19 protein-coding genes are annotated in these 23488 nt (G+C 71.2%); 15 read left to right on the top strand and 4 right to left on the bottom strand.

Going from position 1 to position 23488, the window contains the following annotated elements; genetic code table 11:
• The first annotated feature begins 129 nt into the window (after positions 1 to 129).
• From GT045_RS27220 to mdlC, 4 genes are all read left to right on the top strand, one after another.
• Positions 130 to 1419, top strand: coding sequence for an acyl-CoA dehydrogenase family protein (locus GT045_RS27220; RefSeq protein ID WP_161298681.1), 1290 nt, complete (start codon positions 130 to 132; stop codon positions 1417 to 1419).
• An 81-nt stretch (positions 1420 to 1500) separates the two neighbouring features.
• The gene (locus GT045_RS27215) at positions 1501 to 2718 is read left to right on the top strand and encodes a CoA transferase (RefSeq protein WP_161335776.1); all 1218 of its coding nucleotides are present in this window, start codon (positions 1501 to 1503) and stop codon (positions 2716 to 2718) included.
• Between the two features lie 41 nt (positions 2719 to 2759).
• On the top strand, positions 2760 to 3539 hold the full coding sequence (locus tag GT045_RS27210) for a crotonase/enoyl-CoA hydratase family protein (RefSeq protein ID WP_161335775.1): 780 nt from the start codon (positions 2760 to 2762) through the stop codon (positions 3537 to 3539).
• A 146-nt stretch (positions 3540 to 3685) separates the two neighbouring features.
• Positions 3686 to 5269 (top strand): benzoylformate decarboxylase, encoded by a 1584-nt coding sequence (mdlC, locus tag GT045_RS27205; protein WP_345942771.1) that lies wholly within the window; start codon positions 3686 to 3688, stop codon positions 5267 to 5269.
• A gap of 18 nt (positions 5270 to 5287) precedes the next feature.
• Here the strand turns inward: mdlC and GT045_RS27200 are convergent, their stop codons facing one another.
• Positions 5288 to 6550 (bottom strand): helix-turn-helix domain-containing protein, encoded by a 1263-nt coding sequence (locus GT045_RS27200; protein WP_161335774.1) that lies wholly within the window; start codon positions 6548 to 6550, stop codon positions 5288 to 5290.
• Positions 6551 to 6967: 417 nt separating this feature from the next.
• Here GT045_RS27200 and GT045_RS27195 point away from each other — a divergent pair, with 417 nt between their 5' ends.
• The 4 genes from GT045_RS27195 to GT045_RS27180 all read left to right on the top strand — a co-directional run bounded on the left by GT045_RS27195 (position 6968) and on the right by GT045_RS27180 (position 10888).
• Entirely contained in the window at positions 6968 to 8467 is a 1500-nt protein-coding gene (locus GT045_RS27195; RefSeq protein ID WP_161335773.1) for a long-chain fatty acid--CoA ligase, read from the top strand.
• A 232-nt stretch (positions 8468 to 8699) separates the two neighbouring features.
• A complete protein-coding gene (locus GT045_RS27190) occupies positions 8700 to 9107 on the top strand; it encodes a ribonuclease domain-containing protein (RefSeq protein ID WP_202529074.1) in 408 nt (135 codons plus the stop codon).
• Positions 9108 to 9323: 216 nt separating this feature from the next.
• Positions 9324 to 10310: a hypothetical protein gene (locus GT045_RS27185; RefSeq protein ID WP_161335772.1), complete on the top strand. Its 987-nt coding sequence runs from the start codon at positions 9324 to 9326 to the stop codon at positions 10308 to 10310.
• Between the two features lie 98 nt (positions 10311 to 10408).
• The gene (locus GT045_RS27180) at positions 10409 to 10888 is read left to right on the top strand and encodes a hypothetical protein (protein ID WP_161291133.1); all 480 of its coding nucleotides are present in this window, start codon (positions 10409 to 10411) and stop codon (positions 10886 to 10888) included.
• 238 nt (positions 10889 to 11126) lie between these two features.
• Here the strand turns inward: GT045_RS27180 and GT045_RS27175 are convergent, their stop codons facing one another.
• Both GT045_RS27175 and GT045_RS27170 read right to left on the bottom strand, forming a co-directional pair.
• Positions 11127 to 11588: a hypothetical protein gene (locus tag GT045_RS27175; protein WP_161291135.1), complete on the bottom strand. Its 462-nt coding sequence runs from the start codon at positions 11586 to 11588 to the stop codon at positions 11127 to 11129.
• Between the two features lie 749 nt (positions 11589 to 12337).
• Positions 12338 to 12757: a hypothetical protein gene (locus GT045_RS27170; protein ID WP_161335771.1), complete on the bottom strand. Its 420-nt coding sequence runs from the start codon at positions 12755 to 12757 to the stop codon at positions 12338 to 12340.
• 357 nt (positions 12758 to 13114) lie between these two features.
• Here GT045_RS27170 and GT045_RS27165 point away from each other — a divergent pair, with 357 nt between their 5' ends.
• From GT045_RS27165 to GT045_RS27140, 6 genes are all read left to right on the top strand, one after another.
• On the top strand, positions 13115 to 16009 hold the full coding sequence (locus tag GT045_RS27165) for a hypothetical protein (protein ID WP_161335770.1): 2895 nt from the start codon (positions 13115 to 13117) through the stop codon (positions 16007 to 16009).
• 119 nt (positions 16010 to 16128) lie between these two features.
• Positions 16129 to 16941, top strand: a complete 813-nt coding sequence (locus tag GT045_RS27160; protein WP_161335769.1) for a hypothetical protein — start codon at positions 16129 to 16131, stop codon at positions 16939 to 16941.
• Between the two features lie 167 nt (positions 16942 to 17108).
• Positions 17109 to 17969 carry an SDR family oxidoreductase gene (locus GT045_RS27155; protein ID WP_161335768.1) on the top strand — a complete coding sequence of 287 codons (861 nt, stop codon included), beginning with the start codon at positions 17109 to 17111 and terminating at the stop codon, positions 17967 to 17969.
• 184 nt (positions 17970 to 18153) lie between these two features.
• Complete coding sequence (locus GT045_RS27150; protein WP_161335767.1) at positions 18154 to 19260, top strand: hypothetical protein; 1107 nt, start codon at positions 18154 to 18156, stop codon at positions 19258 to 19260.
• Positions 19257 to 19502, top strand: coding sequence for a hypothetical protein (locus GT045_RS27145; RefSeq protein ID WP_161335766.1), 246 nt, complete (start codon positions 19257 to 19259; stop codon positions 19500 to 19502). Before GT045_RS27150 ends, GT045_RS27145 begins: the two co-directional genes overlap by 4 nt.
• A gap of 329 nt (positions 19503 to 19831) precedes the next feature.
• A complete protein-coding gene (locus GT045_RS27140; protein ID WP_161335765.1) occupies positions 19832 to 20527 on the top strand; it encodes a glycerophosphodiester phosphodiesterase family protein in 696 nt (231 codons plus the stop codon).
• Between the two features lie 247 nt (positions 20528 to 20774).
• Here GT045_RS27140 and GT045_RS27135 read toward each other — a convergent pair whose 3' ends face one another.
• Complete coding sequence (locus tag GT045_RS27135) at positions 20775 to 21608, bottom strand: PIG-L family deacetylase (RefSeq protein WP_161335764.1); 834 nt, start codon at positions 21606 to 21608, stop codon at positions 20775 to 20777.
• Positions 21609 to 22136: 528 nt separating this feature from the next.
• Here GT045_RS27135 and GT045_RS27130 point away from each other — a divergent pair.
• A complete protein-coding gene (locus tag GT045_RS27130; RefSeq protein ID WP_161335763.1) occupies positions 22137 to 23237 on the top strand; it encodes a DUF6215 domain-containing protein in 1101 nt (366 codons plus the stop codon).
• The last annotated feature ends 251 nt before the right edge of the window (positions 23238 to 23488 follow it).

Here is a 23488-nt window from a genome sequence, read left to right as displayed (position 1 = left end):
CGGGCGGATTGGCTCAAGGACACCAAAAGAGGACCGGATCTGGTGTTCCGCGCCCAATGACCGCACCGCTGCTCGCTCCTAGCGTCGTTCTCCCCGGCGCAAGCGGGTTCCGAGCGGACGGAGCGGAAGATGAAGGCGACACAGGGCACGGCAGCCGACCCGGCCCAGACCGTGCTGAACAACGCTCTCCCGGACGGCGACGGAGAACCGTCCGGAGTGGAGCCGCCGGTACTGGGCGGCCCCGAACAGACGGACTACTACCTGCTGGACAACCTGCTCACCGACGAGCAGCGGGCCCTACGGAAGAAGGTCCGCGCGTTCATGGACGCCGAAGTCACCCCGATCATCAACCCGTACTGGGAGCGGGGGGAATTCCCCTTCGAGCTGGTGCCCAAGCTGGCGCAGCTGGACATCGCAGGCTTTCAGATCTCCGGTCATGGCTCCCCGGGGATGAGCAATCTGACGGCCGGCTTGGTGATCCTCGAACTGGCCCGGGGGGATCTGAGTATTTCGACGTTCATGGGGGTCCACTCGGCCCTGGCCATGATGTCGGTAGGGCTCCTGGGCTCCGAGGAGCAGAAGCAGCGCTTTCTGCCGCCCATGGCACGTCTGGAGAAGATCGGAGCCTTCGGGCTCACCGAGCCGGCGCACGGCACGGACGTGGTGAACCTGGAGGCGACAGCACGCCGGGACGGTGATTGCTACGTCCTCAACGGTCACAAGAGGTGGATCGGCAACGCGACCTTCGCCGACTACGTGATCATCTGGGCTCGCGGCGACGACGGACACGTGGGCGGTTACGTGGTCGAGAAGGGCACGCCCGGGTTCGACGCCCGGGTCATCACGGGCAAGACCGCTCTGCGCTGCGTCCAGAACGCGCAGATCTCCCTCACCGACGTCCGGGTACCCGCCGAGCAGCGGCTGGCGCACGTGAACACCTTCCGCGACACCGAGAAAGTCCTGCTGGCCTCGCGCTTCTGCGTCGCCTGGGAGTCGATCGGCGCCGCCGTCGCGGGCTACGAGACGGCTCTGGCCTATGCCAGGCAGCGCAAGCAGTTCGGGATGCCGTTGGCCGCCTTCCAGCTCGTCCAGTACCGGCTCTCCCGCATGCTGGCGGACATCACCGACATGCTGTGCATGCAGTTCCGGCTCAGCCAACTCCTGGACCAGGGCGAGTACTCGATGCCCCGGGTCGCGCTGGCCAAGATGCACCACACCGAACGGGCCCGGGCCATCCTCGCCGACGCCCGGGACATGCTCGGCGGCAACGGGATCCTGCTCGACTACCACGTCGCCCGGCACCTCTGCGACATCGAGGCCATCGACACCTACGAGGGCACCGACACCGTGCAGGCGCTGATCGTCGGCCGTGACATCACCGGCCACAACGCCTTCGTGCCTGTGGCGCCCGGCCACTGATCCGGGCGTGTACCGGGGCACCGCGAGACGGCGGGGCCGTCCAGGCACCGCGCGCGGCTCCACAGAAGACAAGGAGCAGTCATGAGCAACACTCCCCTCCTGGAGGGACTGCACGTCGTCGACCTGGCGAGTTTCATCGCCGGGCCCGCCGCGGCCACCGTACTCGGTGACTTCGGCGCCGACGTCGTGAAGGTGGAACCGCCGCACGTCGGCGACGCGTACCGTTCGCTCAGCCGCATCCCGCCCAACCCCCATGCCGATGGGATCAACTACCCCTGGCAACTGGACAACCGCAACAAGCGCAGCATCGCGCTCGACCTCAAGTCGCCCGGCGCCCGCCCCGTGCTCGAAGGTCTGGTGCGGTGGGCCGACGTGCTGGTGACCAACTTCCCGCCGCGGACCCGCGAGAAGCTGGGCCTGGAATACGACGCTCTGGTCCCCCTCAATCCGCGGCTGGTCTACGCGGATGTCACCGGCTTCGGCGAGGCCGGTCCGGATGCGTATCTGCCCGGTTTCGACGTCACGGCGTACTGGGCGCGCAGCGGACTGATGGACCTCACACGCCAGAGGGACGTACCGCCGGCCATGAACGCGTTCGGATCGGGTGATCACTCGACGGCCATCACGTTGTTCGCCGGCATCATGACCGCGTTGTACCGGCGGGAGAGGACCGGCCAGGGCGCACGCGTCACGGCCTCGCTGCTCGCCGAAGGCGCCTGGGCGGCGAGCATGTGGCTGCAAGCCGTGCTGGTCGGCGCGAAGCCCCCTCGGCCCGTGGACCGGTCCGACCCGCCCAATGCGCTCGGGAACGTGTACCGCACGGCGGACGACCGCTGGATCGTCCTCGTCTTCGTCAACGAGGACAAGCAGCTCCCCCTCTTCCTCGAGGCCATCGGGCACCCCGAGGCGGTGGAGAACCCGCGCTACGCCGACCCGCCGAGCCGCCGAGCCCACGCCGCCGAAATCGTCGCCCTGCTGGACAAGACGTTCGCGGCCCGCTCCCTGGCCGAGTGGCGCGAGGTACTCGACACCGCGGGGCTCACGTACGGGGTCGTCCAGACACTCGAGGAGTGCGCCCGGGACCCTCAGCTCCTCGCCAACCAGGTGTTCGTGCCGATCGACGACGGCAGCGAGGAGCCGCACCTGACCGTCGACAGTCCCGTCCGGCTGGACCAGGAACGGAAGGTCCGTCCCGGCCCGGCTCCTGACCTGGGCGAACACACCGAGTCCGTGCTCCACGACCTCGGCTTCGACGCCGCCGGGATCAAGGAGCTGCGCAAGGCCGGAGCCGTCGCCTGAAGCCGCCTCGCGGCAGTGCGAGCGAAGAACGGAGCACCATCATGACCGCAGCCACGGACACGCCGACCGTACGGACCGAGGAGAACGACGGCATCCTCGTGATCACGATCGACCGGCCGGAGGCCCGCAACGCCGTCGACGGTGCCACCGCCAGGGCCTTGGCGGCCGCCGTGGACCGTCTGGAGTCCCGAGACGACCTCATGGTCGGCATCATCTGCGGGGCGGGCGGCGTCTTCAGCGCCGGCATGGACCTCAAGGCCTTCGCGGCCGGAGACACTCCCATCATCGAAGGACGGGGCTTCGCCGGCATCACCCGCGGCGGGACGAGGACCCCTCTCATCGCCGCCGTCGAGGGCTATGCGCTGGGTGGCGGAACCGAGATGGCGCTCGCCTGCGACATGATCGTGGCCGCGCGGGACGCCACCTTCGGCCAGACCGAGGTCCACTACGGCATCGTGCCGCCCGAGGGAGGCATGGTGCGCCTGCCCGAGCGGATCCCGCGCAACATCGCCCTGGAGCTGCTGCTCACCGGTGATCCTCTGCCCGCCGAGCGCGCCGAGCGGTTCGGCCTGGTCAATCACCTCACGGAACCGGGACACGCTGTGCAGCGGGCCCTTGAACTTGCCACCGGTATCGCGCACAACGCGCCCCTGGCCGTGGCGGCGGTCAAACGCGTCGTCAACGAGCGGCGAGCCTTCAGCGACCAGGACGCCTTCGTCGAGCAGGACCGGATCGTCGCACCGGTGCTGGCCTCCCACGACGCACGGGAGGGCGCCCGTGCCTTCATCGAAAGGCGCCCGCCGCACTGGCAGGGCCGCTGACACCGGGGCCGGCCGACAGGCGTGTGCACGGACCTCGCCGAGGTCTCACCCCACACGCACAGCCATTCCCCGTATCGCAAGAACAGCCGTTTCCTCATCGCAAGAAAGGGCGTCCGACGATGACTGGACAATCCACTGTCCGAAGCGTGACCTACGATCTGCTGCGGACCCTCGGACTCACCACCGTTTTCGGTAATCCCGGATCCACCGAGCAGACGTTCCTGCAGGACTTCCCCGACGATTTCACCTACGTCCTGGCCCTGCAGGAGGCGTCCGTCGTCGCGATGGCGGACGCCTACGCTCAGGTGACCCGCCACCCCGCGCTGGTCAACGTGCACTCCTCAGCCGGGCTGGGCAACGCCGTGGGCAACCTGGTAGCGGCCTACCACGGAAACACGCCCCTGATCGTCACCACGGGTCAGCAGCACCGGGAACTGGTCATCGGAGAGCCGTATCTCGGCAACCGCGAGGCCACCACGCTGCCGAAGCCGTGGGTGAAGTGGGCCTACGAGCCGGCCCGCGCCGAAGACGTCCCCGAGGCTTTCATGCGGGCCTACGCCAAGGCGTTGCAGCCGCCGGCGGGTCCGGTCTACCTGTCGATTCCCATGGACGACTGGAAGCGGCCCCTGTCCGGCTTCACCCGGGTGCGGACGGTGAGCGACCGTGTCGCCCCCGACACGGAGCGGCTGCGCGGCTTCGCCGGCCGTATCTCCGCGAGTCGGCGGCCCGCGCTGGTCTTCGGACCGGAGGTCGACCGCGGTGGCGGCTGGGACGGGGCCGTCGCCCTGGCGGAGAAGCTGCGCGCGGCCGTCTACGGCGCCCCGCTGCTGGACCGTGCTTCCTTTCCGGAGGACCACCCTCTCTTCGGCGGCCCGCTGGGCATGTCGGTGAAGACCGTCAGCGAGCGGCTGACCGGGCACGACCTGGTGGTGGTGATCGGCGCGGAGGTCTTCCGGTACTACCCCTACGTGCCCGGCGACTACCTGCCCGCGGGCACCGAGCTGCTGCAGATCACCGCGGACCCCGATGTCGCCGCGGCGGCCCGCGTGGGCGACAGCCTCATCGGCGATCCCAGGACGGCTGTCGAGCTGCTCCTGGACATGGTCACGGAGGGATCCGCACGCACCGTGCCCGAGCCGATGGCGCGGCCCGGTGTGCTGCCCCAGGTGCCGAACAGCCCGCTCACCCCGCCGGAGGTCTACGCCGCCCTGAGCAGGGTCCGGCCGCCCGACGCGGTCGTCGTCAACGAGTCGACCTCCACGATGGCGCAGCAGGTGGAATGGCTTCCCACGGTCAGGACCGGCTCGTTCTTCGCGACGGCCAGCGGAGGCATCGGCTGGGGCACCCCTGCGGCGGTGGGAGTCGCGCTGGGCGACCGGGCCAGGGGTGTCGAACGACCGGTGGTCGGTCTGATCGGCGACGGTTCCTTCCAGTACTCCGTGCAGGCCGTCTGGACGGCGGCGCAGCACAGTCTCCCGATCGTGTACGTGGTCATGCGGAACCGGGAGTACTCCATCCTCAAGTCGTTCGCCGTACTGGAGGAGACTCCGGGCGTCCCGGGGCTGGACCTGCCCGGCCTGGACATCGCCTCCGTGGCCCGCGGTTTCGGATGCCGTGCCGTGGACGTGGAGACGACCGAGGATCTGGAGCGCGAGTTCAAGGCGGGTCTGACCGCCGGCACCACCACCGTCATCGTGGTCGCCACACAGCCCCAGACAGCCATGCTGTAGGGCGCGGCCCCGGGTATGTCAGGCGGAGCGGGTGCGAAGGAGCGTCGAGCCGAGGTACTGAACGGCGCGCAGCGCCACTTCCAGATCGGTGTGCCCCTTCTGAACAGGGTGTCCCATGATTTCCTCGGCCTTGCGGATGCGGTACTGGACGGTGTTCTTGTGCAGGATCTGAGTGCTGGCGGTAGCGGTGTAACTGCAGTTCGTGTCCAGGAAGATCTGTGCCGTCTCACGGAGCCGCGCCGAGTTCTCGTCGTCGACGGCCAACGGGCCGAGGATGCCCCATACCCAGGCGCGCAGGTCGTCGATGTTCGTGGACATCAAGGCGATCGGAGCGACCGTGGCGAAGCCGGTGAACTGGGGGGCCGGGTCGGCCGCTGACGCCAGTTCCTGGGTGCGCACCGCCTGTCGGTGCGTGGAGCGGAATCCCTCGATGCCGTAGCCCACGCATCCAGCGCACACGTGCACGGAAGGATCGCTGCGCTCGACGGCGTCCGCCAGCTGTTGCCAGGAGACGTCGCTGTGCGAGCCGAGCGGTAGCCAAGCCCAGGAGAGGAGCGCATCCCGGGGGACGAACAGCGGCCTGGCGGGGCAGTCGAGCCGTCGGGCGATCTCATTGGTGATCCGGTCGAGCAGGGCGAGTCCCTCGCCCTCACTCTTCAGTGCGGGCGACCAGACGACCAGTCCGAGGTGGTTCTGGCGGAGACGGTGGCCGAGGGCGGGCTCAGCCCGGTCGGGGTCGACGTTCTTCTCGGTGAGGATGTCCCGCACGCGCGCGGCTCGCGCGGCGGTCTGACTGAGCAGCCAGTGATCGCGTTCCTGCTGGTAGACCTCGATGACATGTTCGGTCACGCGGTCGATGTAGCCGAAGCTCACGTGCAGCATGCGCCGGTTGGTCGCGGTCGCCAGTTCCTCCTCGGCGTTCTGACGGCTGAGTTCGTCCAGGCACCACTGCAGAAAACGCCAGTGCCCGATCCGGTAGGCCCTGACCATCGCGCTGAGAGAGATACCTCGCTGAGCCAGCCTCCGGGCGTATTCAAGAGCGGCTACCGGAGCCTCTGTCTTTTCGACGGGTATGTCGTTCTCGAAGATGTGCAGCAACGTGGAGACATTTTCCGCGATGCTCGCCCGCAGAATTCTGACGACGGTTGCGTCGCCCCTCAGCTCGGGTATCTCGGCGATCACATGGTCGCCTATGTCGCGGCTGACCTCCGGAAGGTGTGACCCCAGGTTCTCCGCGACCACGGACAGTTGTTTTGCGGCCTCAGGGTGCTCCGCAGCCATGAGTCAACCCTACAGGGCGGTCCGCGACCTCTCCGCTGCTGGCCTCGACGCCGTACTCTCCAGCGGTCCTGCGCCCGTGCCGCCGACGGATTGTGCCGTCGGCACCAATTCCCACCCGAAGGTCGTACCGCGCATCCAGTGGTCGTCGTGCGGTTCGTACCTATTCTCTGGTTACCGGGGGAATTCCTTCACCCAATCCTTCACCTCGGGAGTTTCACGGGTGGGCCCGTCTGGCGGAACACCGACCGCGGCCGACTCGTCGGCGATCAGCGCCGTGCCGGTGGCCTCTCGGCGGGAGGGACCGCATCCTCCTCGTCGTTCAGCTGACTCGCAGGGCGGGGGCCGGCACCGGACGACGGCGGCGCGGTCCGCGGGGCCGGAGTGCGATCGGATGGAGCACGAAGGACAGGAGCTGACATGAACCTCGCATTCCTCGTGGTGAGAAGCGCGCGGGCTCATCCGGGGCGCACCGCGCTCCGTCTCGGGGACGTCACCGTTTCCTATCGCACGCTCGATCAGAGGAGTGCCCGCACAGCCGGACTGCTCCGAGACCATGGCGTGGGACCCGGCGTGCGGGTGGCCATCATGCTGCCGAACGTACCGGAGTTCGCCCTCGCCTACTTCGGCGTACTCAGGGCCGGCGGGATCGTCGTTCCCATGAACCCCCTGCTCAAGTCCGGCGAGATCGCCTACTACCTCGGCGACTCGGGCGCCCGGCTCCTGTTGTGCTGGCACGGCTGCGCCGACGAGGCGCGGACCGGTGCGGGGCGAGCCGGGGCCGAGACGATCGTCGTCGGTCCCGAGACCTTCGACGAACTGCCGGCGTCCGCTCCCTCCCTCGCGGAACCGACCGCCCGGCATGAGGACGACACCGCGGTGATCCTCTACACCTCGGGAACGACCGGTGAGCCGAAGGGCGCCGAACTGACCCACGCCAACCTCATCCGCAACTGCGGCGTCGTGGCCACCGAGTTGCTCCGGCTCACCCCTGACGATGTGATCTTCGGTGGGCTGCCGCTGTTCCACGCGTTCGGGCAGACCTGCACTCTCAACGCCGCCGTCCGCTCCGGCGCCTGCCTCACCCTTCTGCCCCGCTTCGACGCCGCACGGGCGCGAGGCGTCATCGGCGAGCACGGGGTGACCGTCTTCGCCGGGGTGCCGACGGTGTTCAGCAGGATGCTGCGGCAACCCGGCCCGGGCGCCCGCTCCGACTCCCGGCTGCGCGTGTCCCTCTCCGGTGGCGCCGCGATGCCGGTCCACGTGTTGCACGCCTTCCAGGCGGCATACGACTGCGTGGTGCTCGAAGGGTACGGACTGTCGGAGACCTCGCCTGTCGCGTCGTTCAACACCCTGCAGGCCGGTCCCAGGCCCGGCTCGATCGGCACGCCGGTCCCGGGCGTCGCGATGCGGGTGGTCGACGACGGCAGGGAGGTACCGCGCGGGGAAACCGGCGAGATCGCCGTCCGCGGGCACAACGTGATGAAACGGTACTGGCAACGCCCCGAGGAGACCGCCGCCGTGTTCCGGGACGGTTGGTTCCACACCGGCGACCTCGGCCGGGTCGACGAGGACGGCTACTTCTGGATCGTCGGCCGGAAGAAGGATGTGATCATCCGGGGCGGCTACAACGTGTATCCGCGTGAAGTCGAGGACGTGCTCTATGCGCATCCGGCGGTCGCCGACGCCGCGGTGATCGGCCTCCCCGGTTCCGATCTCGGTGAGGAGGTCGGAGCGGCGGTCGTTCTCAGGCCGGGCGCCCGGGCGACGGCCGACGAGCTGCGTGAGTACGTCAAGCGTCAGGTCGCCGCCTACAAGTACCCGCGCAGAGTCTGGATCGTGGACGCGCTGCCGAAGGGGCCCACCGGAAAGATCCTCAAGCGCGACATCGTCCCGCCCGCCGAGCCGGGAAGGCGCTGACTCGTCCGGCCGGAGCGGTCTGCTCCGCCCCCGTGTCGCGGTCGCCCTGACCGGTCGCCGGGTAGGCATGTCCTTCCCGACAGATCCCCGGAGCCGCCGATGCCGAAGCGACGCGGATGCGGGCCGGGTCGGCCGAGGTGATCCGATGCCGGTGCGTACAGCAGGCAGGTGGTTCACCCGGGCCCGCAAAGCGCGCCCGTGTCCGGGTCGGAGCTGGTTCGTTGAGCCGGTCATGATCAAGAAGATGATGGCTGTGGCCTCGGCTTCCGTCGCCGCCGCGGTCCTGTTCGCGCCGACCGCGTCGGCGATCGGCCACCTCGGCGCCGCGCCGGTCGCTCCCGCTGGTGCCGTCAGCTCCGCCGTGGTGCCGCAGAGCGCCTGGGACACGCTGAGCAAGATCGACGCCGGTCAGTGGCCGCCGAACGACGGCTCGGGCACCCGCGGCGGCGCGGTCTGGGCGAACCGGGAGGGCACGCTGCCCCGCGATGACGCCGCCGGCAACCCGATCGGCTACCGGGAGTGGGACGTCAACCCCAAACGGCCAGGGCAAGGCCGGGATGCGGAGCGGATCGTCACCGGTGACGACGGTTCGGCCTGGTACACGGGTGACCTCTTCGCCACCTTCACCCGGATGCGCTGACAGCCGGGCGCGACCCCGCTCCAGGTCGTCCAGGCAGGCGGCGATCCGGTCGCCGCGCCGGGCGGCCCCGCGGCTCGGCCCGCGGGGCACACCGGCGACGGGGAAGCCGTTGTCCGGGCGTTGTTTGTCAGGCTGCCGCCCGCTGACACCGAACAACGCGGGCGGGTTAGACACCTTCCGGACCGGACGGCGGGACGGTGTGGAGGGAGTCGGGGCATGGGGCAGGCGGCACGGACGGCAGCGGGGGTGGCGGGCGCGGCAGCGGCCATGTCACTGCTGCTGGGATGCACGGGACACAGCGACGACGCCCCGGCCCGTCGGCCGGCGTCGGACATCCGGGCGGGCGCCCAGGCGGACACCCGGACGGACACGAAGGCGGACAGCCGGGCGGGCGCCCGAGCGGACACCCGGGCCGACACGGAGGCGGACGTCAGGGCGGTCGCGCGGACCGGCACCTCGCGGCAAGTCCTCGACGTCGCCGAGCAGTTGCTGGAACGCGACTGCATGCGCCGGCACGGCTTCCGCTTCTGGGTGGTCGCACCGGCCACAGCGCGCCGCGACTTCCCCTACGTGCTCGACGACATCGGCTGGGCCAGGACCCACGGCTACGGAGCCGAACAGCGCGCCGCTCTGCGGCGGGCCGCCGCGATCGACCCCAACAAGCACTACCTGCTGTCGTTGCCACCCGACCGCCGCACCGCCGTCGTCGCCGCGCTGAACGGCCCGCGCCCCGACGGGCTCACCGCCGACCTGCCCAACGGCGTCCGGGTCACCCACAGCGACACGGGCTGCACGGCGGAGGCCGAACGCCGCCTGTACGGCGACCTGCCTGCCTGGTTCCGCGCCACACGGACCACCACCGTCCTGACCGGTGAGCGGATGGCGGCGGTCCAGCAGGATCAGCGCTACCTCGACGCCCGTGAAGACTGGGCAAGGTGCATGAAGGCAGCCGGGCAGCCGTACACCGATCCCCGGATCAGCCGGGCCACCGCCGAGCGTGGCGTCAGCCGCGCGCGGGAGATCCGGCTCGCCGTGGCCGAGGCCACCTGCGCGCGGTCCACGGGGCTGTCCCGGGTCGCCGCGGCCGTCGACCGTTCCTACGACACACGGCTGCGACAGCGCTACCCGGGCGCCTACGGCGACCTCGCCCGGCTGACCGAAGCGGCACTGCCCCGCGCCCGAGCCCTCATCGCCCGCGGCTGACCACCGGCCCCTCAGACCTCGCGGCGGACCCGCCGCGTGACGGCCCACGCGGCCATCGGACCACGGGCGGCGCCAGCCGCCCGGACAAGGAGAACACCGTGCTGACCAAGCAGTTCATCGTCACCGGAGCCCTCGCCGCGAGCCTCGCGCTCGGCTTCGTCCCCGCGGCCCACGCGTCGGCCGCACCCGTGCCGTCCGCCGGTCACGCGACGCAGGGTTCCGACCGCGCTTCGCGCAGCGCCGCCGCGGCCGACGGCCTGCTGCACGCCTGGACCGATCCCTTCGGCGGCGGCACCCCCTGCTTCTGGGAGTACAACTCGGACAACTGGGGCCCGTGCCGGAACAAGGCCTCCGACATCTGGAACAACGGCTACGCCACGACGCTGGACGCCGTCGACCTCTACTCCGGCGTGGCGGGCACGGAAGCGCACGCCTGTATCAGCCGCGGCGACTCCTGGAACAACCTGCCCTCGGGGCAGTGGAGGTTCACCTACGGCGCCGGCCTGCCCCAGTTCGGCAAATCGGTCAACGACAACATATCTTCCCACCGCTGGGTCGACTACTGCAGCCAGGGCTGACAGTCCGCCCCGCCCTACCGCCCGGCGCACGCACCGGTGCGAGGAGGTGCGGGCGGTGGGCGGAGGCACGGTTCGGATCAGGTCCGTGAGCTGCTCCGGGGCCTGGTCCGGGCTGCTGCCGCACGGTGCGAGGCGGGCGTGCCCTTCGCCGCCTGCGGGCCCTCCCGGGCGTGGGGCGGGCGCGACGCCTCTTCGCTGCGGCCCCACCGGCGCCGAAGGACCGCAGCGAAGCCTGCCGTCAGTCCTCGAGCTTGTACTTGCAGGGCGCCGCCGACTTGCCACCCTGGTTGTCGGCGACCTGCTTGCCGTCGACCTTGATGGTGCACGGGGCGGGCTTGAGCATCCCGTCCGGTCCCTCGACCGAGCCGGGGACCACCGACACCGTGACGCCGACCTTCAGCTCGGCGTCCTCCAGTTGCACGGTCTCCGTCTTCGTCCAGGGCAGGGTCACCTGCTCGAAGTGGTTCGTGTTCCCGATCCACAGGACCCGGGATGCGCCCGTGCCGCCCACCTCGAAGACCACCTGGTGCGCAACGCCCTTCTTCGCCGCGTCCGAGCCCTTGGCGCCGCCGCTCACCGTGCCGCTCGGTGAGGCGTGTCCCGTCTCGGCCGCGTCGGCGTCCTTCTTGTCGCTGCCGCACCCGGTGAGCAGCGCGGCGGCCGCAAGCAGGCTGATCGTGAGGGTGGCTGTCTTGCGCATGTGCGTACTTCCCCGTTGTCGAACTGATCGAAGTGGTGCAGTAGAAGACCGTAGATCATGCTCTCGCACTGACGGACACCGCCCGAAGGGGGCCGGGCCGTTCCGCAGGGCACTGTTCCGGGGTGTGCTGCCCGCGACCGTCGCCGTCCCCGCACAGATCGGGCTTCATCTCCATGATCTTCCACTCTCCGATGACTCCCGCGATCGTGCTGTCCCTCGTGTGGCTCGCACGGTCGAGGAGCAACGCCCAGGAACCGTCCCCCGCCTCACTCCCGGGCCGCGTGTGCACGATCGGCGCATGGCCTCGACGCCGGGCGCGCCGGCTCCGTCCCGTGGGAGCGGGAACGGGAGACGACACCGGTGGACCGTGGGCGGGTCGCCTGGATCACACACACCGTGGCACTCCTGGTCGGCGACAGCGGCGACAGCGGCGACGCCCTGTGTCAACGGCATCGCCGACACGCTCCGGAGGGTCGTCGAGGGGCATGACCGGGTGCCGAACGAGGCCACGACCCTGGAGTCGGTGGACGAGGCCGGACAGTGGGTTGGGCGTCGCGCCCGCGAGGTGACCGGCCTGGTCTGATCGCCGGCCGGGAGACCGCGTCGTCTCCCCCGTCCGGTCGCCTGCCGGACGGGAGAGGCGCCGGCACCGCCGGGCCCAGCGGGCTACGGCAGTGCCTCCCGTCCCGCGCGGTCACCGGCCGGGAACGGCCACGCTTGGCCGCGTGCTCAGGCGGTGCGGCTCGCTGTCAGCTCACCTGCTCGCAGGGCAGTCCGACGGAGGTGTACGTGCCGCCGGAGAGTTCCCAGCCCTCGGCACAGGTCTGGCCGGAGCCCCGGCCGGTCCCCGCGACGCCGGGATAGGCGCTGTCCTGGCCGTTGACCCTCATGTTGGGACCCCACACGTTGATGTGGCCGTAGAACCGGTTCGAGCCGCTGTAGTAGCCGCTGGTCTTGTAGCCGGACGCATTGCCGATGACGTTGATGCAGACCTTGTGGTTGCAGCCGTGCGCATCCCTGAGCCGGGCTTCGTCGCCGACCCGGAGACAGACGTCCTTCGCGCATGTCCAGCTCGCCTCGGACGCCCGAGCCGTCTCCGCGGCTCCCGCGGCCGCGCCGCTTCCCACGATCAGGCCGAACACCGCTGCCGTGACCAGTACCGAACGCATGGATCCTCCAGTGTGACGGTGTGAGGGTGTGAGGGTGTGACGAGCCGGGGAATCGCCCCCGGCCTCGGTTCAGGGATAGCCGACGTTCCTTGTTCGCTGTCCGGACGACCGTGATGAACAATCAACGTCGGAACATCGCACCGCCTGAGGCGGCTGCCGGCCGGTCCGGGCAGGGGCGCTCCTGGCGCGAGGCGTCAGCGGCCGGGAGTGCCGGTCCTGGCGCGAGGCGTCAGCGGCCGGGAGTGCCGGTCCCTTTCACACCGTCCGGTGACCTACGGGCCGAAAATCATCCCTCCGCCCCCGCCAGCCTCCGCGGACCCCGACACTTGCTGCAGTAGAGGTCGGAACGGGGGAACGATGCCACGCAAAGAGTCACCGCTTCCGGACGGCGACGATCCGGTGGTGCGGTTCGCCGCCGGGCTGAGGGAACTGCGCCGGACGGCGGGCGGCCCCTCCTACCGGGATCTCGCGGCACGCGCGCACTATTCGGTGGCGACCCTGTCGAGCGCCGCGGCGGGCCGGAGACTGCCGTCCCTGGAAGTGACCCGGGGCTATGTCAGAGCCTGCGAAGGCGACGTGGAGCAGTGGGAGGCTCTCTGGCACACGACGACAGCGGGCATCGCGTCCGCGCAGCACGCCGCGGACGCCACTGCTCCCCCGCAGGAGCAGGACGACTCGCCCTACCCGGGCCTCGCCTCCTTCGGCTCAGGGCAGAGCCGGTTCTTCTTCGGCCGGGAACGCGTGGTCGAGCAGCTGCGGAGGCGGCTCACGGAACAACGGTTCGTCGCCGTCTTCGGTGCTTCGGGAGCCGGCAAGTCCTCGGTGCTGCACGCGGGCCTGTCACCGTGCCTGCGGTCCGAGGGGCGGATCGTCATCACGCTCACACCGGGTGCCCGGCCACTGGAGGAGATGGCCGTACGCCTGGCGGCCCACAGCGCCACCACACCCGGCCGGCTGCTGGCGGAACTGCGGGGACACCCCGAGAACCTGCACCTCCTCCTGCGTCAGATCGCCTGCGCGGGACCCGAGCCGTGCGAGGTGGTGCTGGTCGTCGACCAGTTCGAGGAGATCTTCACGCTCTGCTCCCGTCCCACGGAACGCGACCCCTTCATCGATGCACTCGTCCTGGCCGCCGGGGCCCAGAACAGCGCCTGCCGCGTGGTCCTGGGAGTCCGGGCGGACTTCTACGCCCACTGCATCGCACACGTCGGACTGGCCAGGACCCTCGACGCGGCGATGGTGACGCTCGGCCCGATGGACTCCGAGGAACTCCACCGGGCCATCTGCCGGCCTGCCGCCGCGGTGGGCTGCCGAGTCGAGGGACAGCTGCTGGCCTACCTGACCGCCCAGGCCCACGGCAACGCCGGGATGCTCCCCCTGCTCTCCCACGCCCTGCTGGAGACCTGGAGGCACCGCCGGGGCACACTGCTGTCCATGGAGGCATGCCGGACCGCGGGGTCCATCGAGCACGCCCTGAGCCACACCGCTGAACGGTTCTACGAAACCCTCAGCAGCCGGCAGAAGGACGCGGCCCGGCACCTGTTCCTGCGGCTCATCGCCGTCGGGGAGGGAACCGAGGACACCAAACGCCGCATCCGCCGCTCCGAGTTGTCGGCCGACCCCGACACCGCGGCGATCCTCGACCGCGCCGCCTGCGAACGTCTGATCACCGTGGACGGCCGGCACGTGGAACTGACGCACGAAGCGCTCATCCGCGGCTGGCCACGGCTGCGCGGATGGCTCGCGGAAGACCGCGAGGTGCTGCGCACCCGTCGGCAGCTGACGGAAGCGGCCGCCGCCTGGACGCACCTGGAGCACGACCCGGGAGCCCTGCTGAGAGGCACGCGTCTGGAAGCGGCACGGCCCCTGGCGCGGGCCGGGGACACGGGTCTCACGGCGACCGAGAAGGCGTTCCTCGACGCGAGTCTGGCAGCGGAGGGCGCCGACCGGGCGGCAGCCGCCCGGCGCCGGCGCCGACGGCGTCTGCTGACCGCCGTGTCGGCGGTGCTTCTCGCGGTGTCCCTGACCACCTCTCTGCTCGCCGTGCGCGCCAACCGGGAGGTCACGGCCCAGCGCGACGACGCGGTCGCCCGCAACGCGAGTGCGGCAGCCACCGAACTGGTGCACAGGTCGCCGGACCTGGCCGCCCGGGTCGCCCTGGCCGCCTACCGGCTGCGACCGGGCCGGCAGGGCCGCGACGCGCTCCTCAGCACACTGATGTCCACCTGGACCGCGCACAGTGCCGAGATGTACGCCCTCGACGTGAGCCCCGACGGCACGGTGCTGGCGACGGCGTGCCGGGACCACACCGTGCGGCTGTGGGACATGCGCGATCCGCGTCACCCCCGCCGGACGGCGGTGCTCAACGGCCACAGCGACGCCGTCTATGCCGTCGCCATGCGCCCCGGCGGATCCGTCCTGGCCAGCGCGGGGGCCGACGGTGTCCTCTCCCTGTGGGACATCGCCGACCCGCGCAGACCGCACCGGCTCTCCACCGTGCAGACGGGCACGAGGACGGTGCGCGCTCTCGCCTTCAGTCCGACGGGGCGCACTCTGGTGAGCGCCGGCAGCGGCGGGGACATGGTGCTGTGGGACACACGGTCCGTCAGGCGGCCCCGGCGCGGCGTCAGCCTGCCCGGTCACCGGGACGAGGTCCGGTCCGTGGCCTTCAGCGCGGACGGCAGGCTCCTGGCGAGCGCGGGAGGTGGTGACAAGCGCGTCATCCTCTGGGACATGACGTCGCCGGGGCACCCCGTGGAGCGCGCCGACTGGCCGGCACACGACACGACCACCCTCGCGGTCGCCTTCAACCAGCGCACCGGTGTCCTCGCCACGTCCGGTGGCGGCGACCATCCGGTGAAACTCTGGGACGTCACGGGAGCGCACCGCCCGGCGCTGCTGGCCGCGCTGGCCGGCCCCACCGATGTGGTCGGCAGTGTCGCGTTCAGTCCCGACGGCCGGACGCTGGCCGCGGGAAGTGACGACCGCACAGCCCGGATCTGGCGGATGTCCTCGCCCCGGCGGCCGGAGAAGGACGCCGTGCTCGTGGGTTTCACGACGGCGGTACTCGGCATCAGGTTCACCCCGGACGGGCGGCAGGCCGTCGTCGGCGTGTTCGACGGGACCGCCCACACTCTGCCGACCGACTTCGGGAAGGTGGTCGCCGACGCGTGCAGATTCGCCGGCACACCCCTCACTCACGACGAGTGGCGCCACTATCTGGGCGGCGTGCCGTACCGCCGGCCGTGCTGACGGCAGGGGCGCGGGGAGCGCGGACTCGACCGAAGGCGGCTACCGAAACCAGCCGGGCGGTGCAAGGATCCTGTTCCGGGGCGGGGGCAGGCCCGTCGAAGCGGTTGCCAGGGGGGACGATGGACAGGCAGAGGCGGGCGGACGCGGTGGACCAGGAGATGGCCGCGCGTCGACTGCCCGAGGAGGCCGTCACGGCACTGGTGCACTGGTGGGGCGACAACGCGGCCCGGTTCGCGGACGCGACGCCGGGCGCGCACACCGTCCGCTACACCCCCGCCCGTTGGGCGCGGGTCACCCCCTGGCCGGCGGCGCTGGCACCCCGGTCCACCGGAGGTGACGCCGGTATCAGCCGGGCTCTGGCGACGACGGCCGTCGCGGACGCGCTGCGGCGGGATGCCTTCACCGAAGCCCTGGTCGCCACCTATGTGTGGGGCAAGGGCAAGCGCGGCACCCCGGGCGGCAGCGGTCCGGCCACGCTGGAGAAGATCCTCGCCACGGGAGGTCTGGAGACGGCGCTCGCCGAGGCGGTCACCGCGCTGGGCGAGCACGGTGGACGGCACGCCTACGCCGCGCTGCACCGGCGTGTCGCCGGGCTGGGCCCGTCGTTCTTCACCAAGTTCCTGTACTTCGCCGGTCAGGCGATCCGTCCCGCGCACGGGCCCCGACCGCTCGTCCTCGACCGTGTCCTGGCCCGGCGCATGCGCTCGCTGGCAGCCGGCGTCGGCCGGGAGAGCGGTCACGATCCCGACGGGACGGTCGCGGCCTGGGTATGGGCCGACTGGGACTGGTCGCCCCACCGTTACGAGGTGTACCTGTCCTTCATGCACGCGGCGGCCGAACAGTTGAGCGCCGTCAGCGGCTGGCCGTCGAACGCGGCTCCGGAGCTCTTGGAGTGCGCCCTGTTCGACACCGCCCTGGACACGGCCGGGTGACGAAGGTGACCAGGGGCCGGCAGTCGCCGTGCGGGGCGACTTCGGTGCTGGTGGTGGCGTGACGGGAGGGCCGGGACGGGTCTTCCCTTACGCCGCCCTTTTCCAGCGCGCCGGGCATCAGGTACACCGTCCCCTTCCAGGGGGCCCGGCATCACTTGTGATCCAGAATGATCATCGTGACCGGAGCCACCGGTGAGCTCGGCCGCCGCACGGTCGAACGCCTCCTGGAGCGCGTTCCCGCCGACCGCGTCGGCGTCAGCGTCCGCGACCCCCACAGGGCCCGGGAGCTGGCGGACCGCGGCGTCCGTGTCCGGCAGGGCAGCTTCGACGATCCCGCCTCGCTCGCGCACGCCTTCGAAGGGGCCGAGCAGCTGCTCCTCGTCTCCCTCGACCGCACCGGCGAGGAGTGCGTCACCGGCCATCGCACCGCCATCGACGCCGCCGTGCGGGCCGGCGTCGGCCGCATCCTCTACACCAGTCAGATGGGCGCCGCCCACGACTCCCGCTTCCAGGCATGCCGCGACCACGCCCGAACCGAGGACCTGCTGCGCGCCACCGGACTGCCCTGGACCGCGCTGCGCAACGGCTTCTACGCCGCCAGCGCCCTGCAGTTCCTGGAGCCCGCCCGCCACACCGGCGACATCGCGCTCCCCGCCGACGGCCCCGTCGCCTGGACCGGGCACGACGACCTCGCCGACGCCACAGCCGTGATCCTCACCCAAGAGGGCCGCTTCGAGGGGCCCACCCCGCCGCTCACCGGCCCGGCGGCGCTCGACTTCGGCACCATCGCCGAGATCGCGTCCCGAGTCACCGGACGGCGCTTCACCCGCAGCCCCGTCCCCGACGACACCTTCCACGAGCAGGCCCTGGCGCACGGCACCCCAGCTCCGATCGCCGCCCTGATGCTGAGCATCTTCACGGCGGCGCGCAACGGCGAGTTCGCCGCCGTCGACCCGACGCTCGCCCAGCTGATCGGACGGAAGCCCGCCCCCTTCGCCGCCCTGCTGGAGCGCGCCTGGGCCGAGTAGACCCGTACGACGCGCAACCGGGCGACCACAGCTCGAAGTTGCGACAAATCACACAACGAAACAACACGAGAGGGTATTTGACAGTAATTTGCATGCCCTTTAAGATCAATTTACCCTTGCGTCGGTCACTGACCATGGGTCACGCCCCCGTGAGCGGGGGCCGATCCCGATCGCAAGGACATACATGTCGTCGACACGACGTGGACACCGCCGGACCCTCGCTGCGGGGAGCGTCTCGGTCCTGGCGGCGCTCGCCCTGCTCGGCTCGTCCGTGCCCGCGCTGGCAGGCGAAGGGGGGAGCAGGGGCGAGAGGGAAACCGCGCCTCGGTCCTCTCCACGGGACGACACCCGTGCGCAGACTCCCCCGGGAACGCCCGTCACCGAGGCCGCCACCGCCGAGTCCGCCCTCGTCGCCGCGCAGATGTCCGGCCGCAGGGTGGAGGTACTCGACCTGCGGACCGAGACGTCCACCACCTGGGCCGACCCGGAAGGCACGCTGACCACCACGGTCAGCGGCGGCCCCGTGCGCATGGACGCGGCCGACATCGCGCCGGCCGGAACCAGCGACAGCCGGTACGCCGCGATCGCCGAGACGGCGACCGGCACCGTCACCGTCCCCTGGGACCCATCGGGAGCCATCGAGGTGAAGCCCGACGACATCAGCGCCGTCGGCATCGGCTCGGCCGGGCGGGCCACCGAGGGCGTCAACCTGGGCGGCAGCGTGGTGTACGCCGATGCGGGCGCCGCCGTGGACACCGTCGTCCAGCCGACCCTGGCGGGTGGCAGCCGTACCCTCCAGGTCATCAAGAGGGCGGACGCTCCGCACGAGTACCGAGTGCCGCTGCGCCGCCCCGCCGGGAGCGCGCTCCGGCAGGAGTCCGGTGGTTCCGTGGTGATCGTCCCGGCGGACCCGGACGAGCCCGTCGCGGCCGTCAACGCCCCCTGGGCGAGGGACGCCCGGGGAGCCGCCGTCCCGACCTCGTACCGCCTGGACGGCGACACGCTGGTGCAGCGGGTGGACTTCACGGCGAGCACGGCCTTCCCCGTCGTGGCCGATCCCTGGTGGAATCCGTTCAGCTGGAAATGGAAGAAGACCGGCAAGACGGTGAAGAAGGCCGCGAAGAAGTGCGGCATGGGCGTTCTCGCCGCCTACGTCCCCGTGCAGGCCCACCACGTCTCCGTCAACATCCAGCGTGCCCGCGCCGGGTTGCGGATGGTCAAGTTCGCCGGCGGGCCCTGGGGCTATGTGTCGATCGCGGCGGCCGGCTGCCTGATGGGACAGCTGTCATGAGCGACGGGACACGGCGGCGCGCATCCGCGCTACTGGGACTGACCGGCGCCGGACGGCCGGGCGGACGGAGGGCGGCGGCCGTGGACCTCGTCGTGGCCCTGGCCGCGCTGACCGTGACCGTCCTGCCGTGCCGCGCCCTCGGCCTGGGCTCGTGGCCCGGGATCCTCGTCGGCGGCTGCGTGGCCGCCGTCAGCACCCGCCTGGGCCTCGGCGCACGGCTCGTCCGACGCGGGCGCCGCTGAACGGGGACACTCCCGGTATGACAGCGGGCTGATCCTTCGTCCGGGGGCGCTCCCGGTACGACGTCAGGCTGACCCCTCGTCCGGGCGCGCTGCCGGTACCCCAGCGGCCTGATCCTTCGTCCGGCGACGTGTGGTGAGCGGCGCGGAGCGCCTCGGGGCCGGCCCGCGCATCGTGCCGGGCGCCACGACCGGCGTTCCGTCCGGGACCATGCCGGACGGGCCCATTACGCTGGGGCGCCGCGCCGGGCGGCCTCCCCTCCGCCCGGTTGACGCACGGCGCTCGTACGGCTGCTCCGGACCGGACGACCAGACCCAAGGACGGCAACCTCGTGTCTTTCTTCACCATCGGCCACCGCGGCGTCATGGCCGCCGAGCCGGAGAACACCCTGCGCTCCTTCCTGCGGGCCGAACGGGAGGGCCTGGACGGCATCGAACTGGACCTGCATCTGAGCAAGGACGGCGAACTCGTCGTCCTGCACGACGAGACCCTGGACCGCACGACGGACGGCTCCGGTCCGATCGCCGACCAGGAGCTGCGGCAGCTCAAGGCGCTCGATGCCGGCCTCGGCGAGCGCATCCCGACGTTCGGGGAGGTGCTGGACGCCGTCGGGCCGGCACTGCCGATCCAGGCGGAGATCAAGGACGTGGCCGCCGCCCGGTCACTGGCCGGGATGCTGTCCGACCGCGACCTGCTGGACCGGGTCTCCGTGCTGTCGTTCCACGACGAGGCCCTGAGCGAGATCCACCACCTGCTGCCGCAGGCCCGCACCGTTCTGGTGGCGGGCCCCAGCGCGCACAGCGACACCTTCGTCGGCCGCGCCCAGAAAGTCGGTGCCACCCTGGTCAGCGTGGAACTGCGTCAGCTGAACCGGGCCATCGTGGAGAGGTGCGCCGCCGCCGGCATCGACGTGATGGCCTGGACCGTCAACGACGAACGCGACCTGGCTCTGGCCCGGGGGCTCGGCCTGGTGGGCTGTGTGACCGACGAGCCCGGCATGAAACGGCTGGTCAAGGCGACGGCCTGACCTCAGACCTCCTGACCGCGGAGCCCGGGACCGAGGCGACGACCCACCTCTGGTCCCCGGGCACGGCCGGAACGCCGGAGCCCCCGGGCACGGCGGGAACGCCGGAGAGCCCCCGGGCACGGCCGGAACGCCGGAACGCCGGAACGCCGGAACGCCGGAACGCCGGACCAAGCATGAGGGTTCGCGAGAGCGCCCGATCACACCGTACGGCCCATGAGCTTTCCCTGGCAGCGGTCCGACAGGCGGGTCAGCGCAGTCCGGCGAAGAGATCGTTCTCCGGTACGGGCGCACCGGAGGTGTCCCGGACGCGTACGAAGGTCTCCACGCCCATGAACTCGCCGAACCTCTCCTTGCCCATCTTGAGGAAGAAGATGTTCTCGCCCTGGCTGGCGTGCGCGGCCAGCGCGTCGAACTTCTGACCGCTGAACGCGGTGGTGTCCACCCACGTGGTGACCTCGTCGTCGGGAAGACCTATCTCGGCCATCGCGGCGGCCTCCGCAGGATCCGGCTCCGGCATGTCCTCGTTGAACTCGCGCAGGATCTCACCGAACTGCTGCATCATCGAGCGGGGCATCGTCGTCCAGTACACCTTCGGTGTCAGCGCGGTCATCTCCAGCGCCGCCATCGTGATGCGGTGGGCCTGGATGTGGTCCGGGTGGCCGTAGAAGCCGTTCTCGTCGTAGGTGACGACCACATCGGGCCGGTAGTGCCGCATGAGTTCCGCGAGTCGGGCGGCGCCTTCCTCCACGGGGGTCCGCCAGAACGATCCGGGGGCGTCGTTGCTCGGCCAGCCCATCATCCCGGAGTCGGCGTAGTCCAGCATCTCCAGATCGCTGACCTTCAGGACGTCACAGCTCGCCTCGAGTTCGCGACGGCGCATCAGGGCGACGGCCGCGGGATCGTGCCCGGGATCGCCCGGCTTGACACCTCCCGGGCCATCACCGCAACCGCCGTCGGTACACGTCACGAGAACCGTACGGATGCCCTCCGCCGCATACCGCGCGAGGACCCCTCCGGTTCCGGTGGCCTCGTCGTCGGGGTGGGCGTGCACTGCCATGAGCGTCAAGGGCCGGTCGGTCATGAAACATCCTCCTGCGGACATAGGTGTCGGTACGGGAGCTCGGCGGGGGCACCGCGCTCCTCTGGGCCCGGGCCCTGTCGGGGGGCGACCCGGTGGTCTCCGTGTCCCCCGCCGGTCCGGCCCCGGTCCCTCGGCCTGTGCAACAGTGCCGGACGGACCGGCTGTTCCCGGCACGCGGGGCCGCCCGTGCCATGGCCGGCCGAGGTTACCTCCGACGTCGGTCCGTGCCGTCGGCCGCCCCCGCTTGGTTGTCGGCCGCCCCCGCTCGGGATTCTCGGCCACCCCTGCTCGGCGTTGTCGGCCGCACCCGCTCGGCATTGTCGGCCACCCCCGCCCGGCACTGCCGACCGCGACCCTACGCCGGAGCGTGCGACCCCGGCACACGGGGCCCTGCGGGAGGGGCCTCGGGGCGGGAATCGGCGATGTGGGACCGACGCCGTGGAGCCCTGCCGGGGCACTGCGCTCGCCAGGCTCCCGAACGGCGCGGAACTGTGTCTTCCACCAGGGCGTACGTGGTGAGATCACCGGATGCTCGGTTTCCTCATCCGCCGCCTCCCCTTCTGGGTCCGAGAGCCCCTGCTCATCGTCATCGGGTCCGTCCTCGGCATACGCATCCTGTATCTCGCCGTCCAGGAGCATGAACGGCTCGCGGCCGGCCTCGGCGTCGTGTTCCTCGTCTTCACCGCGGTGCGCGTCCATTCCGTGGTCCAGGCCCTGCGAGCACGCCGGAACACGGACCCGGCGGCGTCCGCGGACGGGGTGGCCGTCGATGCGGCCGCCTCACTCCGGTCGGAGGCCGGACCCCACACGGACCCGGCGGTGTCCGCGGACGGGTTGGCCGTCGATGCGGCCGCCGGACTCCGGTCCGAGGCCGGACCCCAGCCGCGACCTCAGTACGGATCCGGCCCGCGTCCCGTCACGGCCACTGCGCGGAAGGAGCCCAACGCGTGGGCCCAGGGCGTTGCGGCTGTCGCCGTGTTCGGGGCGATCGCGGCCGCGCTGTTCTTGCTCCCGCGCGTGATGCCGTCCGACGACAGCGCATCGCGACCCGCGTCCTGTTCGAGCAGGGAACACGAGGAGCTGCCGAGGGCCTACCAGGCCGAGCCCGGCGCGGTGACCGGTCAGGAGCTGTGCGAGGCGCTCAACCGGCCCGATCTGGCCCAGCTGCTCGGAACGCCCGGAGAGACGGCGACCGCGGCATCCGGCAGCGACAACACCGCTCCCCTGTCCGGCGGGAGGGTCGCCCAGCCGGAGGCCGAGGTCCGGTTCGACACCTACACCGTCAAAATCTCGGCCACCTACGACGAGTTGTCGGTGGCGCAGTACGTGAAGCTGAAGGAAACCGTGGGCGAGAAGGACATCAAGACGGTCCAGGTCCTCGGCCGCCCCGGGGCCTTCTCCTCGGACCACACCCTCAAGCTGACGATCGACCTCAGCGGCGACGGATCCGCTGCACCGGTCGACCAAGGCCCCCTTGCGAGAACTCTCTCGGTCGCCCTGGACCGCACGGACCGAGGGGGCAGCTACGACATCACCGTGTGGAGCGAGTCCGGAGCCCTCCCGGACGACGCCGTTCTTCGCGACATCGCCGAGAAGATCCTTCCCACCATCCCCGAACGCTCCGCCTGATCAGTCGGCCGGGCACCACACCCGAGACCGGGCAGGTCCCGCGGCTCTCTCCGGGCGGCTCGGTCCCTGCCGGGACACCGCCGACGGCGGGCCGGACGGGACCATGGCCGCAGTGCCGGTCACCGGCGCAGGACAGGGCCGGCCCGACACTGACCGCAGCACCGGTCCCCGGCGCCGGACAGGGTCGCGGACGCGGCACCGGACGGGTCCTGGCCCCAGGCACCGCTCCGGTGCCCGGAGGCCGTCGGCGG

Source organism: Streptomyces sp. SID486, assembly GCF_009865385.1.
GTDB lineage: Bacteria > Actinomycetota > Actinomycetes > Streptomycetales > Streptomycetaceae > Streptomyces.
Note: the sequence above shows the minus strand (reverse complement) of the source record. Positions and strands in the feature narration are given on the sequence as shown.

Coding starts and splice junctions, on each gene's coding strand:
- GT045_RS27160 (WP_161335769.1), top strand. CDS start 16,129: ATGGACAGGCAGAGGCGGGCGGACGCGGTGGACCAGGAGATGGCCGCG.
- GT045_RS27145 (WP_161335766.1), top strand. CDS start 19,257: ATGAGCGACGGGACACGGCGGCGCGCATCCGCGCTACTGGGACTGACC.
- GT045_RS27165 (WP_161335770.1), top strand. CDS start 13,115: ATGCCACGCAAAGAGTCACCGCTTCCGGACGGCGACGATCCGGTGGTG.
- GT045_RS27135 (WP_161335764.1), bottom strand. CDS start 21,608: ATGACCGACCGGCCCTTGACGCTCATGGCAGTGCACGCCCACCCCGAC.
- GT045_RS27190 (WP_202529074.1), top strand. CDS start 8,700: ATGATCAAGAAGATGATGGCTGTGGCCTCGGCTTCCGTCGCCGCCGCG.
- GT045_RS27150 (WP_161335767.1), top strand. CDS start 18,154: ATGTCGTCGACACGACGTGGACACCGCCGGACCCTCGCTGCGGGGAGC.
- GT045_RS27210 (WP_161335775.1), top strand. CDS start 2,760: ATGACCGCAGCCACGGACACGCCGACCGTACGGACCGAGGAGAACGAC.
- GT045_RS27200 (WP_161335774.1), bottom strand. CDS start 6,550: ATGGCTGCGGAGCACCCTGAGGCCGCAAAACAACTGTCCGTGGTCGCG.
- GT045_RS27185 (WP_161335772.1), top strand. CDS start 9,324: ATGGGGCAGGCGGCACGGACGGCAGCGGGGGTGGCGGGCGCGGCAGCG.
- GT045_RS27215 (WP_161335776.1), top strand. CDS start 1,501: ATGAGCAACACTCCCCTCCTGGAGGGACTGCACGTCGTCGACCTGGCG.
- GT045_RS27175 (WP_161291135.1), bottom strand. CDS start 11,588: ATGCGCAAGACAGCCACCCTCACGATCAGCCTGCTTGCGGCCGCCGCG.
- GT045_RS27170 (WP_161335771.1), bottom strand. CDS start 12,757: ATGCGTTCGGTACTGGTCACGGCAGCGGTGTTCGGCCTGATCGTGGGA.
- GT045_RS27155 (WP_161335768.1), top strand. CDS start 17,109: ATGATCATCGTGACCGGAGCCACCGGTGAGCTCGGCCGCCGCACGGTC.
- GT045_RS27195 (WP_161335773.1), top strand. CDS start 6,968: ATGAACCTCGCATTCCTCGTGGTGAGAAGCGCGCGGGCTCATCCGGGG.
- GT045_RS27130 (WP_161335763.1), top strand. CDS start 22,137: ATGCTCGGTTTCCTCATCCGCCGCCTCCCCTTCTGGGTCCGAGAGCCC.
- GT045_RS27220 (WP_161298681.1), top strand. CDS start 130: ATGAAGGCGACACAGGGCACGGCAGCCGACCCGGCCCAGACCGTGCTG.